This is a genomic window from Cellvibrio sp. ATLC23 (assembly GCF_057196725.1).
Map to the genome: position 1 here is coordinate 1 of NZ_JBXUOS010000001.1, position 16,737 is coordinate 16,737.

The 16,737-nt window shown below is 47.3% G+C and carries 13 protein-coding genes and 1 riboswitch; of the genes, 11 read left to right on the top strand and 2 right to left on the bottom strand.

Annotated elements, in window-relative coordinates; translation table 11 throughout:
• The first annotated feature begins 326 nt into the window (after positions 1–326).
• Entirely contained in the window at positions 327–1,310 is a 984-nt protein-coding gene (locus AC2CG4_RS00005; RefSeq protein WP_484484301.1) for an integron integrase, read from the top strand.
• Positions 1,311–1,383: 73 nt separating this feature from the next.
• Positions 1,384–2,658, top strand: coding sequence for a lipid IV(A) 3-deoxy-D-manno-octulosonic acid transferase (gene waaA, locus AC2CG4_RS00010; RefSeq protein WP_484484302.1), 1,275 nt, complete (start codon positions 1,384–1,386; stop codon positions 2,656–2,658).
• A 76-nt stretch (positions 2,659–2,734) separates the two neighbouring features.
• On the opposite strand, the gene AC2CG4_RS00015 is transcribed toward waaA, so the two are convergent.
• Together AC2CG4_RS00015 and AC2CG4_RS00020 are read right to left on the bottom strand one after the other, a co-directional pair.
• Entirely contained in the window at positions 2,735–3,688 is a 954-nt protein-coding gene (locus tag AC2CG4_RS00015) for a pectate lyase (protein ID WP_484484303.1), read from the bottom strand.
• Between the two features lie 327 nt (positions 3,689–4,015).
• Positions 4,016–5,380 (bottom strand): TolC family outer membrane protein, encoded by a 1,365-nt coding sequence (locus AC2CG4_RS00020; RefSeq protein WP_484484304.1) that lies wholly within the window; start codon positions 5,378–5,380, stop codon positions 4,016–4,018.
• Positions 5,381–6,017: 637 nt separating this feature from the next.
• Between AC2CG4_RS00020 and nhaD the strand changes: the two genes are divergently transcribed.
• The 9 genes from nhaD (at position 6,018) to parE (ending at position 16,663) form a co-directional block, all read left to right on the top strand.
• Positions 6,018–7,271 carry a sodium:proton antiporter NhaD gene (gene nhaD / locus AC2CG4_RS00025; protein ID WP_484484305.1) on the top strand — a complete coding sequence of 418 codons (1,254 nt, stop codon included), beginning with the start codon at positions 6,018–6,020 and terminating at the stop codon, positions 7,269–7,271.
• Positions 7,272–7,428: 157 nt separating this feature from the next.
• The gene (locus tag AC2CG4_RS00030; RefSeq protein ID WP_484484306.1) at positions 7,429–8,664 is read left to right on the top strand and encodes a cation:proton antiporter; all 1,236 of its coding nucleotides are present in this window, start codon (positions 7,429–7,431) and stop codon (positions 8,662–8,664) included.
• Positions 8,665–8,772: 108 nt separating this feature from the next.
• Positions 8,773–8,881: riboswitch (TPP riboswitch) on the top strand.
• A 75-nt stretch (positions 8,882–8,956) separates the two neighbouring features.
• Complete coding sequence (thiD, locus tag AC2CG4_RS00035; RefSeq protein WP_484484307.1) at positions 8,957–9,769, top strand: bifunctional hydroxymethylpyrimidine kinase/phosphomethylpyrimidine kinase; 813 nt, start codon at positions 8,957–8,959, stop codon at positions 9,767–9,769.
• Between the two features lie 26 nt (positions 9,770–9,795).
• On the top strand, positions 9,796–11,706 hold the full coding sequence (gene thiC / locus AC2CG4_RS00040; protein ID WP_484484308.1) for a phosphomethylpyrimidine synthase ThiC: 1,911 nt from the start codon (positions 9,796–9,798) through the stop codon (positions 11,704–11,706).
• A gap of 85 nt (positions 11,707–11,791) precedes the next feature.
• Entirely contained in the window at positions 11,792–12,418 is a 627-nt protein-coding gene (locus tag AC2CG4_RS00045; protein ID WP_484484309.1) for an NUDIX domain-containing protein, read from the top strand.
• Between the two features lie 135 nt (positions 12,419–12,553).
• Positions 12,554–13,066, top strand: a complete 513-nt coding sequence (locus AC2CG4_RS00050) for a DUF1249 domain-containing protein (RefSeq protein WP_484484310.1) — start codon at positions 12,554–12,556, stop codon at positions 13,064–13,066.
• A 294-nt stretch (positions 13,067–13,360) separates the two neighbouring features.
• Complete coding sequence (cpdA, locus tag AC2CG4_RS00055) at positions 13,361–14,143, top strand: 3',5'-cyclic-AMP phosphodiesterase (RefSeq protein WP_484484311.1); 783 nt, start codon at positions 13,361–13,363, stop codon at positions 14,141–14,143.
• 6 nt (positions 14,144–14,149) lie between these two features.
• Positions 14,150–14,722 carry a YqiA/YcfP family alpha/beta fold hydrolase gene (locus AC2CG4_RS00060; RefSeq protein WP_484484312.1) on the top strand — a complete coding sequence of 191 codons (573 nt, stop codon included), beginning with the start codon at positions 14,150–14,152 and terminating at the stop codon, positions 14,720–14,722.
• Positions 14,723–14,773: 51 nt separating this feature from the next.
• Positions 14,774–16,663: a DNA topoisomerase IV subunit B gene (gene parE, locus AC2CG4_RS00065; RefSeq protein WP_484484313.1), complete on the top strand. Its 1,890-nt coding sequence runs from the start codon at positions 14,774–14,776 to the stop codon at positions 16,661–16,663.
• The last annotated feature ends 74 nt before the right edge of the window (positions 16,664–16,737 follow it).

Genomic DNA, 16,737 nt, shown 5'->3' on the forward strand with positions numbered 1-16,737 from the left:
CACAAACTAGCCGAAGCAGAAAAGCCAAAAACATTCGTTCTTCAAAAGATAACGGTTTTGTTTTTGCGTACTTTCAGGTTTGCACAAGCTAAAACGCTTTGCCCACGTAACAGTTTATTCAAAATTGAAGGCCGTATATTTCCTGCTTGGGGTTGTGAGGGCAGGTTATAAAGCCTATGTAAAACAAAAGCTTCTATTTCTCACCAAATAAAGCTGCGTATATACGGTTTAATAAAATCGGAGATATACGGCTTTGCTAAGGCGCTTGAAATTTACGTAGTGGGCAGCTATATTTCCCACTATATGTGTTTATATACAGGTTCGTTATGGAAAACGTCAAGATCCCACTGCCAGCTAAACCTGAAAAATTTTTAGATCAATTCAGGGCTTTTATTCGGTTGGACGGCAAAAGTTATGCGACTGAGAATACCTATGTCTATTGGGTTCATCAATATATTTTGTTTCACCATAAGGTCCACCCCTCCAAGATGGATAACTTGCAAGTTTCTGCTTATCTTTCTCATCTCGCGATAGCAGGTAATGCATCGCCCAATACGCAAAAGACTGCGCTTAATGCCATCATGTTTCTCTATAACCGCTTTTTAAAGCAACCTATAGAGAAATTGGATTTTCATTACGCTAAAAAGCCGCAGCGCATTCCAACGGTATTCACTCACGCAGAGGCTATGGCGGTTATCGATTGTTTGGTTATGCCATATAAATTGATGGTGCAGTTGATGTATGGCTGTGGTTTGCGAATATCTGAAGTACTGCGCTTGCGCGTAAAAGATGTAGATTTTGGTATGGGTTATATTGTAGTGAGGGATGGCAAGGGGGCTAAGGATAGAACTACGCTCTTGCCCAAAAGCCTTATCACGGATTTAAAAAATCAGGTATTTATTGTGTCAAAGTTGCTCGCATTTGACAGGGCTCGCGATGTTGGGCCGGTCTATTTACCGAATGCCTTGGAGCGTAAATACCCGTCTGCTGGTTATGAACTTGCTTGGCAATTTGTGTTTCCATCGGACAATATAAGCAAGGATCCTCGCGTGAATGTCATGCGTCGCCATCATCTTTACAGTGGTACTTTGCAATCACACGTTAAGGATGCCCTCCAAGAGGCAAGAATATTTAAGCAGGCGAGCTGCCACACCTTTCGCCATTCTTTTGCGACGCGTTTGTTGCAAGCTAAGTATGATTTGAAGCAAATCCAAACCTTGCTAGGGCATACCGATATTCGCACCACTGAAATTTATCTACACGTGTTGGACGAGTTGGGCGATAGGGTGGTTAGTCCATTGGATAACTGAGGTGGGTGATTGGACTGGCATTATCATTTTGATTTGTTATTCTGCCATCCGTCGTTTTACTGGGCATTGATTCATGCGTGTTATGTACACTCTGGTTTTTTACGTGTTTATCCCTTTCATCCTTGGTCGCCTCATATGGCGCTCAATGTCCGCGCCTGCATACGCAACCCGTTGGGCTGAGCGATTCGGCTTTTTTCCGTCACTATCTACCCATAAAAAAATCGTCTGGCTGCACACCGTATCAGTAGGGGAGTTTTTAGCTGCACTACCTTTGATTCGCCGCTTGCAGACTGATAAAGACCTGCAATTAGTGATTACTACGACTACACCAACGGGCTCTGAGCGCGTGCGTGCAACCTTGGGGAATTCTGTCTTTCATGTATATGCTCCCTATGATTTGCCCGATGTGCTGATGCGATTTTTTCATCGCATCAAACCGTCTGTTTATTTAGTGATGGAAACCGAGCTTTGGCCTAACACATTGGCTGCCTGCGCCAAGCGAAATATTCCTGCAATATTGGTTAATGGTCGCTTGTCGGAGAAATCTGCGCGTGGTTATGCGCGCTTTGGTGCACTGACTAAACCTATGTTGCAGAACTTATCTTGCGCTGCAATACAAAACGCAACTGATGCAAACCGTTTCATTGCTTTGGGGTTGTCTGTGCAAAACGTGCGAGTGACTGGCAATATTAAATTTGATTTGAATTTAAGTGATGATCTGCGTGAGCAGGCCATGATGTTAAAGCGTCAGTTGTCCAATGAAGGTCAACGGCTGGTTGTGATTGCAGCTAGCACTCATCAGGGTGAGGATGACATTATTCTCGATGCCTTTGCGCGAGTTCGTGCGAGCTCACCTGAATTAGCGCGTGCAGTGCTCGTACTGGTTCCTCGTCATCCTGAGCGATTTGAGCGAGTGAGGCAGTTATGTGTTGCGCGCGGTTTTAACACTGCTCGGCGCAGTGAGCTTAGTTGGAATGACGAAAACGATATTTTGCTCGGCAATACTATGGGCGAGTTGCTGTTGCTGTTTGGTGCCAGCAATGTTGCATTTGTTGGCGGTAGCCTTGTGCCCAATGGGGGGCACAATTTTATCGAGCCAGCCGCTTGGGGTTTGCCGCTGATAAGTGGAGAGTCTTTATTTAATTTCGCTGAAGTGTCTGCCTTGTTAATAAAGGCGGGTGCATTGGATGTGGTGCACAATACCGAAGAACTGACTGCTTGTTTGCATCGCTTATTGCTTGACGCCGACGAACGCGCCCGTAAAGGTGAGCATGCGTTGCGTGTGGCGATAGAAAATCGCGGCGCATTGGATAGGGCCTTGGCAATCATCAGCACCTATATAAAATAAGCATATTATGTTTTCCATTAAAAAACGCCGGAAAAGTCCGGCGTTTTTTTATCTAGAAATTAATTACTAACCACCATTAGTAGTTGGTAATTCCCGAACTGGTACAGCTTGCCCACTTGCCAATACAAATGCTGCCTGCATTTTTCAGGCGGCTATTGGTAATTTTAGCCGTGCTGGTAGAGCTGTCGGTGCGGAAAATACCTTCGCCCATATTGGAAATTTGGCATCTGTCGACAGTCACCGCAATTTTGAACGTGGTGCCGCCATTCTGCCGCAGGAATTTACCCATGTTGTCGACCACGCAATTAGAAACATTGAGTGTAGATGCTGCGTTCACTTGAATAAATTTATCTGAACCTGCAAAACCGGAAATGTTTTTTACATTCACTGTACCGGAAGATTTAATAGTCATTGCATCTTCACCCACATTGGTCCAACGAATATTGTCGAGCGTGCCGCCATTGTAAACGTGAATACCATCGGCTGCGTTATTGCCGAGGATTACATTTTTTAAAGTTGCACCATTTTCTACTCTGAACACAGGTTTCTGCGATTCGCTTTGGCTGCCATCACCTAGTGCGCTGGTGGCGTTGAATACTTTACAACCGCCATCATAAACACCGCTGGTGACTTTAATGGTTGAGCTGACGCTCACTGAACCATTAGCCGTACAGGTTGCTCCTGTAATTGAACCGCTTCCCCCGCCACTTCCACCGCCGCTGCTGCTAGTGCTGCTGGAGGATGATGATGTAGTGCCACCAGAGCCTGATGCTGGGATGGAGCACTCTTTTACCGACTTGGATGGGATGGGATCTGAGCCAAAAGTTGCTACAGAGCAGGAAAAACTGCCGCTAAGAATTTTATAGACAAATTTTCCTGATGCACCAAATGCAACATTAGTGGAGCTGCTAACTGAACAGGTTTGCCCGGTTTTACAAATGGTGACGTAGCCGTCAGGGCGGTTGGAGGCAGAAAATGCGCTGGCAGCGCAACCGAGTAGAGCAGTTGCAATAAAGATTTTTTTTAGCATGATTTCAATCTCGTCAGTTATTGGGATAAATGAACGGATTGACCGAATAATGACGTCTGCTAAATTCAGGGGAGTTACAGCTTTCCAGAGAAATAAGGGCAGACTATTTATTGTTATGTGCGCTCTTGATACAGCGAAAAGCGAGAGGACTATACAACTCTATCGCAAATAGTAAAATTCATTGACGCGACAAAAATTGTTTTTGTGAGTGAATTGGTTAATTTGTTATGAACTAGTGCGCTTGGAGCGAAAGAGTAATTCATTAATAAAAAAATGCCGGAGTATTAGTCCGGCATTTTGTCATTAACAGTGTCAATATTATTGCGATTAGTTTTCGTATTGACTACGGCTTACCAGAGAGTCGTCCAGCAGCCACTTATCAATTTCTTGTACATCGGCTGGCGTTAGCATGCCTGCTACTTCGCGCAATTTAATGGTGTCTATCACATAGTTATAAAGCACATCTGAGTAGTTGCGGCGCGCCTGATACAAATTGCGCTGTGCTAACAAGACTTCTACCAGATTGCGTGTGCCGACCTCATAACCTGACTGTGTAGCTTCCAGCGCTGACTGGTTAGACACAATCGCCTGTTTCCGCGCCTGTACGCTGGCCACATCGGTTTCAACGGTCAGGTGTAGTGCACGAGTGCTTTGAATAACATTGCGCTGAGTGCTGTTGTAAAGCTCCTGCGCTTGAGTGTACTGCGCATACGCTTGACGGCTGCGGCCAGATGTTGCTCCACCACTGTAAATGGGAATGTCTAGACGTAAATTGATGGAGCTGCCATCGGTAGTGCTATCAAAGGTTTCGCCGCGGCTAGTGCCATCGCTATCGTAGTCCGAGTAACCGAGGTTGGCGCCAAGCGTGGGTAAATGATTGGATTTATTCGCTTTGGCATTCTGCAAGGCTGCATCTGCTTGCAGTCTCGATGCTTTCAGGTTGTAGTTGTTCTTGAGTGAGAATTCGACCCATTCCGCGCGGTTTGCAGGAGAGGGGTTAACAACCGGAAATTTGACGGAGAGCGGGGCAACCTTATCTTCTGGTTTGCCTGTCAGCACTTCCAGAGCTTCATAGCTGATGCCTAGGTTACCGCGCGCTTCCAATGTTGCCGCTCTGGCGCTGTCGAAGGCCGCTTGCGCTTCATGTACTTCTGTAATTGCGGTCAAGCCTACTTCAAAGCGTTGCTTGGTTTGCTCTAGTTGTTTTGCCAAGGCTTTTTCTTCGGCAACAGTGGCTTCCAGTGTGTCTATGCTGCGCAGCACATTAAAGTAAGCCTCTGCGGTGCGCACAATCAAACTTTGCTGATCCGCGCCAAATTGTGCTTCTGCTTGCTCACTTAATTTAATGCCTTGTTGATAACCATACCAAGCGGACATATTAAAGAGGGGTTGCGATAAAGAGAGATCCCAACCAGTCGAGTCGCTATCAGTCTTCAGGGTGACATTGGTTAGGTTGTTGGTTAAATCTTCATCGCTATTTGAGAATTGCGCTCTAGCGTTAATTTGTGGGAGTAAGCCGGAGCGGCCAATCGTTTTATTTGCCAGGCCCGCGTCATATTTTGCTTTGTCGGCCTTTAATTGGGCGTCGTTTTGAACCGCGAGCTCGTACACATCCAGCAGGCTATTGGCGCTGGCGGTAAATGGAACAAGAGCCATCAGGCTGACGAGCAGATAAGGCTTGGTCTTTTTCATAGAGGTTTCCAAAGTCCAGAGTTGAGAATTCCAGTTCGACACAGAAGCAGATTAGGCGTATTGCCTTGATCAGTCTGGGTATAAGTACTAACAGGGCAAGTTGCGGGGGAGTTTAGCCGCTTGTCGCCTTGGGGTCGAGAAATGAACGAGAGTTCAGTGGTTAAAAAGGGTAAAACGCGTGGCACTTGCCGTGAAGTTACAAATGTAAGCTCAGCCATGGATTTACCTTTCTATACTCCCGAATAATTCCTGCATTCGCGGTGAAATACCCTGTTAATGCAAACCATTAGACGCAGGAGTGCAGCATACAGATTCATTGTGCAGAAAATTGTCAGTGAGTGTAGCGGCTTTTGCTTTTGGTCAATTTACATTTATGGAGCGGTTATTGCGTTAGTTTTGATCTTATCTGGGCGGATGGATACAAGTTGTTGGTTTTCTCGTCTTTTCTGGCAGTGTTTGATTGCTTCATTGCAGTGCAACTTTTATCATGCGCGCCCAATTTGAGCATCGGCGAATTTGAGTTTACTCATTTGCCCTCTGCCACATCGGCACGCCGGTCGCGCTGCCATTCAGATGTGTCCAGTCAGTTGTCTCCCACACGATTTCTTCAATCTATATATAAAGGTCTTATATGCCTATGTCATTGGAAGTTGTTCTGATCATATTTGCAGTGCTTGCACTGCTTGGGGTGGTCTTCGAGGAGGTAATTCATATCAATAAAGCCAAAACCACGCTGTTTTTTGGCAGCTTGTCATGGCTAGTGTTATTTATGTTTTCCGGTGGTAGTGAGCAGCAAGAAATCATGCTGGAAAAGCTCAATCACAATCTATTGGAAATCGCCACCCTCTGGCTGTTCTTGATGGCGACTATGACCTTTGTGGCTTATCTCAACGCTAAGGGGATAGTGCAATCGGTGGTGCAGCGTCTTTGCCCCGCTCGGATGAGTACCCGTAGTTTAATGATTCTGGTAGCGCTGTTTGCCATGATGCTATCAATGATTTGTGACAACGTTACAGCGACATTGGTAACCCTGGGATTGGTGCATGCTTTTGAAGTCGACCAGAAAACCCGTATCAAATTGGCCGTATTGGTGGTGTTTGCGGTGAACTCGGGTGGTGTAGCCTTGATTACAGGTGATGTAACCACGCTGATGATTTTCCTCTCGGGTCATGTGACCATGCCGCAATTGCTGTTGCTGTGGGTGCCGGCAATTGCTGGGGTGATGGTATTGGCTGCCTTGATGTTTCCCGGTGTGTCTGGTCAAGTCACCACGGAAAAAGATCCGCGTACCTTTACCGGTATGGATTGGGCGATAGTAGGTACTTTCTTCAGTACGATCTTGTGCACCATGTTATTCAATTTCTTCTTCCATGTTCCTCCGGTACTGACCTTTCTGGTTGGTTTGTCGGTGATGTTTTTTATCGGCCACTTTATGGATATGGATCAGGATGAAATACGTATTCTGGAATATGTGCGCCAGATCGAATACGAAACCTTGTTGTTCTTCCTCGGTATTTTGTTGTTGGTTGGCATGTTAAAAGAAATTGGTACGCTGGACCTGCTTACCAACTTCTATGCGCAAATTGCCCCGCAATACGCTAACTACTTAATGGGACTGTTCTCGGCGTTGATCGATAACGTGCCGTTAACTGCGGCACTTTTAAAATCAGAGCCGATCTTGCCAACGTCCGAGTGGTTGGCGCTGACTTACGGTGTAGGGGTCGGTGGATCATTGTTAGCGATTGGTTCGGCCTCCGGGATTATCGCGATGAGTAAAGTAAAAGGGCTGACCTTTGGTGCCTTTTTGCGCTACACGCCGTTGGTGCTAATTGCCTATACCTGTGGTTATGTTGTGGCGTTAACACTGGCTAATGTAGTGTTTCCTCACTAAGCATTATTAAGTGCGTATTCACAAGCCGGGACTCTTCCCGGCTTTTGTGTTTCTGGTGTTTGGAATTTACACACAATTTATAAAGGCTTTGGCGGTTTACTGTCAGCATGCGCGCATCTTCAGCTTTATGGTTTTTACCTTTTATTGCGGAGTCGTCATGTCGCCTTTAGATATTGCCAAGCTCGATCTTATGTATGTCGGGATTATTATTTTCACCGGTTTGTTGGGCGGGGTGATCGCCAAAAAAATCAAAGTGCCGGATATAGTATTGTTTCTACTGATAGGCATAGGCCTTGGCCCTACGGTTGGCGGTTTATTGCATGTGCCGGCCGACTCAACCATGAATCAAATGATTCTTACCATCGGTGCTTGTTACTTGCTGTTTGAAGGTGGTGCAACCCTGCGGTTTGCGGTGTTAAAACAAATCTGGATTACCTTGCTGGTGATTGCCACGCTCGGTGTGTTAATTACCGGTGCGATCATTACTTACGCCGGTATTTGGCTGGGTATTCCTGTCGGTGTTGCCTTGGTGCTAGGTGCATTGACCGCATCAACCGACCCGGCCACTCTGGTGCCTATTTTCAAGCAGGTACCAATTAAAGACCGTGTATCACAAACGGTGATGAGTGAATCTGCGCTCAACGATGCCATGGGAGCAATCGCAACCTTTGCGGTAGTGGCCTATGTGATGGGTACCGGCGAAGGTTTCAGCTTGACTCACTCGCTGGGCGAGCTGGCCTATGAAGCTGGTATGGGGCTATTGTTGGGCGCAATTGTTGGCTATAGCGCTGCTTTTTTGATGGCGCATAACAGCTTCGGTATTTTTCGCGAAGTAACACCGTTCGTTATTATCCTTGCGGTGATTACTGTATTCCTCTTGGCCGATGCCATTCATGCCTCCGGTTTTATGGCGGTATTTACCTGTGGCGTGATGATTGGCAATAAGGAGACATTTAATTTGCCGCTGGATCACCATGAGCATGAATATCTAGAGGATTATGTGGGCAATACGGCGCTGTTAATGCGGATGTTTATTTTTATCCTGCTGGGCTCACAGGTAGATTTCCATCTGCTCAAGGAATATTTAGGTGTTGGTTTGATTCTGCTGTTTATCTTTATTTTCATCGCGCGGCCACTGACTGTATTTGTCTGCGCCGGTCCCGACCGCCGCGCCAAATGGACCTGGAAGGAATTGGTCTTTATGAGTTGGACGCGGGAAACCGGTGTGATTCCAGCGGCCTTGGTCGGTATTCTGGCGGGCATGAAAGTGCCCGGTATCGATGTGGTAGGGGCGATCACGTTTATTTTTATTCTGGGCACTATTCTGATTCAAGCACCTACTACCGCGTTGCTGGCGGGTAAGTTGGGTCTGTTGAAATCGCAACAAAAATAACCTCCCAGCATGGGTATTGCTCGCTGCTATCCAGTGTTTAACTCACCACCGGGCGCAGCAAGCAATGCCTCTGCCTTTACTCTCCTTGCTAACTCCAATAGACTGCCGGTTTTCTTGTCGGGGTGCTTTTTGCTAGCGGTACGCAGCAATAAGGCTGAGATATACCCGCCGACCTGATCCGGTTAGTACCGGCGTAGGGAACGAGAGTCTCCAGTTTTTGCATGCCTCATGCCTTGGTTTTTTCTCTCTTTTCCGCGTCATTACTAACTCGCTAATGAATTGCGGAAGCCTAATGAATTCACTCCTACACACTCCCATAGCACTGACCATTGCCGGTAGCGACAGTGGCGGTGGCGCAGGTATTCAAGCGGATCTCAAAACCTTTTCCGCGCTGGGTGTGTATGGCTGCAGTGCGATTGCTTCGCTCACCGCCCAAAATACCCTGGGCGTACAGGGAGTATTGCCCATCCCCCCCGCATTTGTGCAGCAGCAAATTCAGTCAGTGTTGAGCGATATTCAGGCTGGCGCGATCAAAACCGGCATGCTGGCAACCGCCGATATTATCGCGGCAGTAGCTGAATCTTTGACCGCTTATGCGCACATCCCGCTGGTGCTTGACCCGGTGATGGTCGCTACCAGTGGCGATAGATTATTAGCGCCAGATGCGGTGCAAACCCTGATCGAAAAACTCATGCCTCTGGCGACCGTGATTACTCCCAATTTGCATGAAGCGGCTGTTTTGTTAAATACCGGCGTTGCGCAGAATCTTGAACAAATGCGAGTGCAAGGTGAACAGATTATCGCCTTGGGCGCACGTGCGGTGTTGATGAAGGGTGGCCACACCCATGGCGATCAAGCTACCGATTTATTAATTACGGCAGCGGGCGTTGAGGCTTTTTCTGCCCCGCGTTTGCAGACGAATAACACCCATGGCACGGGCTGTACGTTGGCCTCGGCCATTGCGGCTGGTTTGGCGAAACAATTGTCGCTCAGCGACTCAGTCAAACAGGCAAAAGACTATTTGCACAATGCACTGCTTCGCTCCGAAACATTACACATAGGGCAGGGCTCAGGTCCGGTCCATCACTTCTACTCGTTCTATTAAGCGCTTGATTAACACAGGTCATTATTATGAATACCAGCGTCGAAAAAATTCTCAGTCAAACTGCCGAAGTCGATAAGGCATCAATCCAACCCTTCACCGGCTCGCGCAAAATTTATGTGCAGGGCTCGCGCCCGGATATTCAGGTGCCGATGCGTGAAATTATTCTGGCGGATACGCCGACTGATTTTGGTGGCGAAAAAAATCCACCGGTACGGGTGTACGATACTTCAGGCCCCTACACTGACCCGAATGTAAAAATTGATTTGCGCACTGGATTAAAAGCGCTGCGCACCGCGTGGATTGAAGAGCGCAACGACACCGAAGTGATCGAAGATAGCGATTCAGTGTTTACCACCGAGCGCTTGAATGATCCTAAGTTAGAACATTTGCGTTTTAACCTGACCCGCAAAGCGCGCCGTGCAAAAGCGGGCAGAAATGTGTCGCAAATGCACTATGCAAAGCAAGGCATTATCACGCCCGAAATGGAATACATTGCGATTCGTGAAAACATGGCTCTAGCGCAAGCGCGCGAGCTGGGCATTGCCGACCAACAACACAAAGGCGAGAGTTTTGGTGCGAGTATTCCCGCCGAAATTACCCCCGAATTTGTGCGCGATGAAGTGGCCCGTGGCCGCGCCATTATTCCGCTGAATATCAATCACCCCGAAGTGGAGCCGATGATTATTGGCCGTAATTTTCTGGTGAAAATTAACGGCAATATCGGCAACTCGGCGCTGGGCTCATCGATCGAAGAAGAGGTTGAAAAACTCACTTGGGGCGCACGCTGGGGTGCAGATACGGTGATGGATTTGTCTACCGGCAAAAACATTCATGAAACCCGCGAGTGGATTATTCGCAACTCTCATGTGCCGATTGGTACTGTACCTATTTATCAAGCACTGGAAAAAGTCGACGGCGTTGCGGAAAACCTCACCTGGGAAATTTTCCGCGATACCTTGATCGAACAAGCAGAGCAGGGCGTAGATTATTTCACCATCCACGCCGGTGTATTACTGCGTTATGTTCCACTCACCGCCAAACGTGTGACTGGTATCGTATCGCGCGGTGGTTCGATCATGGCCAAGTGGTGTCTGGCACATCACCAGGAAAATTTTCTCTACACACACTTCGAAGAAATTTGCCAAATCATGAAAGCTTACGATGTAAGTTTTTCATTGGGTGATGGTTTGCGCCCCGGCTCGATTGCAGACGCCAACGACGAAGCACAATTTGGCGAATTGGAAACCCTCGGTGAACTGACCAAGATTGCATGGAAACACGATGTGCAATGCATGATCGAAGGCCCAGGCCATGTACCTATGCACATGATCAAAGAAAATATGGAAAAGCAATTGGAAGTGTGTGACGAAGCACCTTTCTACACACTTGGTCCATTAACTACCGATATCGCACCGGGTTACGATCACATTACTTCCGGTATTGGTGCGGCCATGATTGGTTGGTTCGGCTGCGCCATGTTGTGTTATGTAACACCCAAAGAGCATTTGGGGCTGCCAAACAAAGACGATGTAAAAGAAGGCATCATCACCTACAAAATTGCGGCGCACGCGGCCGATTTGGCGAAAGGCCATCCGGGCGCCCAGTTGCGCGACAATGCACTTTCTAAAGCGCGTTTTGAATTCCGTTGGGAAGATCAATTTAATCTTGGGCTTGACCCGGATACTGCTCGCTCCTATCACGATGAAACCTTGCCGAAAGATTCGGCAAAAGTAGCGCATTTCTGTTCCATGTGTGGACCGAAATTTTGCTCGATGAAAATCACCCAGGAAGTGCGCGATTACGCGGCAAAAAACGGCACCGATATTTCCGCCATTGGCGATGATCAAGTGATTCGCATGATCGATGTTGAAGCAGAAATGAAACAAAAATCGAAGGAGTTTTTGGAAAAAGGTTCTGAGTTGTACCACAAAGTTTAAATCTTCTCTAAAGTGTTGAATTCCTCCTATCCCCTTTCTTGGAATGCGGGATAGGGAAATTTAAAAAATCAACAAGAATAGGCTTATGATCAAAAAACCGGAGTTCAGTCGCACGGATGTTGAAATTATTCGCCGTGAAGAAATGTACAAACGTTTCTTCCGCGTAGAAAAAATATTTCTTCGCCATAAATTATTTGAAGGTGGTTGGGGCAAGGAAATTGGTCGCGAACTTTTTGTGCGCGGTGAAGCAGTTGCGGTTGTGCTTTATGATCCAAAACATGATTTGATCGGTATGGTGGAACAGTTTCGTGTGGGTGCACTCGACGAGCCCAATGGGCCTTGGTGTTACGAAGTTGTTGCAGGCATGTTGGAAGAAGGTGAGTCGCCCGAAGAGGTTGCACGACGCGAGCTGATCGAAGAGGCAAACATAGTACCTTACGCAATGGAATATATTTGCAACTATTTGTCTAGCCCTGGTGGTTGCGATGAAAAGTTGCATTTATTTTGCGGCTTATGCGATTTAAGTCAAGCTGGCGGTATTTACGGTTTGCCGGAAGAGGGGGAAGATATTCGCTTCCATATTTTGGCTGCTGATGAGGTGTTTGCTGAGTTATTAAACGGCGCTTTTAATAACGCAGCGGCGCTCATCTGTTTGCAGTGGCTGCAAATGAACCGCAAGCGTTTGCGCGCACAGTTAGTTGCTGAGGAATAATTTTTTACAGCCATTGACTTAGTATCGAGTCTGACTAACACTTCTAACAACGGGCGATTTAATTGATTAATGAATCGCCGGTTCATTTTTTTATCTTTTGGCTGCCTTTGTTTGGCAATTTTTTTAAAGGCCTCTATGTTCACATTGCGTGCCGTCAATGCCCAGCCTGCCTATGTAACTTATAAAGAGCGTTATAAGGTAGATTTGCCCCAGCAGATGGCTGAGTGCGAAACCAATTACGCCCGTCTCATCAAATTACTGGCCAGCCATCAACAGAACCCAAGCGACAAACTGCAAAATGAGTTTCGCTTTATGGTGACTCGCGGTGCGCAGCAGTGGCTACATTCGCTGTGCATTACCGAGCGCTCGCCTTACACCACCACATTGGTGTTAAGCCGTACAATAATGGAACTCAGTTCTAATTGGTTAAAAATGCCAAAACTCACCCTGCGCATGTATCACGATGCAAAATTGGCAGAAGTGTTAGCCTGGGAGGGGCATAGACGGTTGCGTCCGCGTTATGAGTATCCTAATCAGTCTATGTACCAAAGCGATGAGAAATATCAACTCAATCGTTTCCTTGGTGAGTGGTTAACGCAATGCCTTGAGCATGGGCACAGCTTGGATACCCACTTTTGTTTTGATTAAAAACCATCCTTTCTATATGTGTTTTAGTTGGCGCTTGAGCGAGTAAGGCGCAAGCCAGTTTAAGGTGCCTGCGCTTGACCGACATGAGCAATGCTTAACTTCCTCACAAAATTTACACTTCTTGGCTACAAATGCTATTTTTCAATGATTGTAGGGTGGCGAAAAGCCTGATTAGCGTATATCGTTGCGAATGAAACTTATCCAATTTGACACTTAAGTCCACACCTAAATGTGAGTGGAACACAGTCTGTTAATCAATTACAGAACCCGACTATCGAGGGACGAGAGCTGCCAGTGCGTCTGATTCAGATAACCGATTGCCATTTAGGGCCGCAGCAGAGCGAAACCCTACTGGGGTTAAATACCGACCAGAGCCTTGAGGATGTGCTGCAGCTTATCCAAGAGGCCGAGCCGCGCTTTGATCACTTGATTTGCACGGGCGATGTTGCCAGCGCGGGTCATGTAGATTGCTACCAGCGGTTTGCCCAATCGATTCGGCGTTACTTTTCTCAGCCGCTGAGCTGGCTTCCAGGTAATCACGATTCCGCCGATATCATGGCATCTCTACAAGATGCGCTTGGCATTGAAGGGCGCTTGATTAATTTGGATGAATGGTTGTTGGTATTGCTCGACTCCAGCGTGCCAGGTCATGTGTATGGTCAGCTTGCCGCCAGTGAATTGGACTTTCTCGCTCATGTGCTGGCGGCAAATCCCGACAAACATATCATCGTTTCGCTGCACCATCAGCCTGTGCCAGTGGGAAGTGTGTGGATTGATCAATATATTGTGCGTAACGCCGATGCTTTTTTTCAATTGGTTGATAGTTATCCGCAAGTCAAAATAGTTGTCTGGGGTCATGTCCACCAAGAGTTTCAAGCACAGCATAATAATCTCACCTTGCTAGCAACCCCATCAACCTGCGTACAATTTAAACCCCTGTGTGATGACTTTACGGTAGATACCCAAATGCCGGGTTATCGCTGGTTTGAGCTTAACGACGATGGCACCTTCGCAACCGGTGTTGCGCGCGTGACCAATAAACAATATGTGATTGATTACAAATCTGCAGGCTATTGATCGCCCATGGCTGTGTTGTTGTATATCCATGGATTTCTCAGTTCCCCTCTTTCGTTTAAAGCGCAGCAAACCGCAAAATGGCTGGCCGTTGCGCATCCGGACATTGAGTTTATCTGCCCACAACTGACACCCTATCCGGCGCAGGCGCAGCAATTACTGGAATCGATTATTGAGCAGCGGCTGCCTGAGCCGATCTATTTAATGGGCAGTTCACTCGGTGGTTTTTGGGCGACTTGGCTAGCAGAGAAATACGATTTGCGCGCAGTGCTAATTAACCCTGCTGTTCGCCCGCAAGAATTTATGCCTGCTTATTTAGAGGTTGACCTGAAAAGTTATCACACGGATGATAGCTACCGCTTAAGCGCAGGCCATATTGACGAGATTGTTACGGTTGATGTGCCCGTCGCGCGTCCACACAATTATTGGCTGCTGGTACAAACGGGCGATGAAACACTCGATTACCGGCACGCCGTACAAAAATATGCGAGCTGTAAACAAACAATCGAAGAGGGTGGCGATCACTCGTTTCAAGGCTTTGAGCGTTATCTCGCAGAGTGCATGACATTTTTTAAACAATAAGCCTTTCTCAATATTCGGCTTTTTTAAACTCATCGGTAAATAGAAAATAAAATGGCTAATTATTCCGCAGAAGATATTGAAGTACTCACGGGATTAGACCCGGTTAAAAAGCGCCCCGGTATGTATACCGAAACCACGCGCCCGAATCATCTCGCGCAAGAAATTATCGACAACTCAGTTGATGAGGCGCTTGCAGGGCATGCAAAAACAATCAATGTTATTTTGCACAAAGATCAATCGATTACCGTGATTGATGACGGTCGCGGTATGCCGGTAGATATTCACCCGGAGCAGGGTAAACCCGGTGTTGAAGTTATTTTGTGTACGCTCCATGCGGGCGGTAAATTTTCTAATAAAAATTACCAATTCTCCGGCGGCTTGCACGGCGTGGGTGTGTCGGTAGTAAACGCATTGTCAGAAAAATTAATTGTCACCGTGAAGCGCGATGGCAATGTGTATCAAATGGGTTTTGCCAACGGCGATAAAGCCAGCGACTTGGAAATTATCGATACCTGCCCCAAGCGTCAAACCGGCACCAGCGTACATTTTTTGCCGAACCCGATGTATTTTGATTCGAATAAATTTTCTGTCACTCGTATGCGTCATGTGCTGCGCGCAAAAGCAGTATTGTGTCCCGGTTTATCGGTCACCTTTTTAGATGAACAAACCGGCGAAAAAGATGAGTGGTATTACGAAGACGGTTTAACCGATTATCTCGCCGGCGCAACACAAGAATGGCTCACCTTACCTGAACATCCGTTTGTCGGCGATTTCAGCGGCCAAACTGAAGCCGCGACTTGGGCGGTGCAATGGTTGATGGATGGCGGCGAATTAGTGCAAGAAAGTTACGTCAACCTGATTCCTACTGCGCAGGGCGGCACTCACGTTAATGGCTTGCGCACCGGCTTACTCGATGCGCTGCGCGATTACTGTGAGTTTCGCAATTTGTTGCCGCGCGGCATAAAACTCGCACCGGAAGATTTGTGGAGCGCTTGCTGTTATGTACTTTCGTATAAACACGCCGACCCACAATTTTCTGGCCAAACCAAAGAGCGTTTAACCTCGCGTGAAGCCGCTGCCTTTGTATCTGGCATTGCAAAAGATGCGTTTGCACTTTGGCTAAATCAGCACACGGAAGATGGCGATAAACTCGCCGAATTTTGTATTAGCAACGCACAAAAACGTGTGCGTGCCAGTAAAAAAATTGAGCGCAAACGTGTCACCCAAGGTCCAGCATTACCGGGAAAATTGGCCGACTGCTCCAGTGGCGATCCGGCGCGCAGTGAATTGTTTTTAGTGGAAGGGGATTCAGCGGGCGGCTCTGCCAAGCAGGCGCGCGACCGAGAATTCCAAGCGATCATGCCATTGCGCGGAAAAATCCTGAATACCTGGGAAGTCGATTCCGGCGAGATTTTGGCGAGCCAGGAAGTGCATGATATTTCCGTCGCGATTGGTATGGACCCGGGTAGTGAAGATCTGAGCGAGCTGCGCTATCACAAAATTTGTATTCTGGCGGATGCGGACTCAGATGGTTTGCATATCGCCACGCTGTTATGTGCGCTGTTTGTAAAACATTTTCCGGTGTTGGTCCGCAATGGTTTTGTCTATGTGGCTATGCCACCGCTGTACCGTATCGACATAGGCAAAGAAGTGTATTACGCACTGGATGAAGGTGAGAAAAACGGCGTACTCAATCGCATCGCCGCTGAAAATAAAAAGGGTAAACCTAATGTGCAGCGCTTTAAAGGTTTGGGTGAAATGAACCCTTTGCAGTTGCGCGAAACTACCATGGCGCGCGATACCCGTCGTTTGGTGCAACTCACTATTGGTGAAGATGACGGCACCATGCAAATTATGGATATGATGCTCGCTAAAAAGCGCGCGGGGGATCGAAAAACCTGGCTGGAAGAAAAGGGCAATCTGGCGGAAATTGCGGTTTAACTGGTCAATTCATAGATAATCCTTTTAACTGCTTTCTTGATTCGTAAAAAGCAAACCCGCAATGGTTTGCTTTT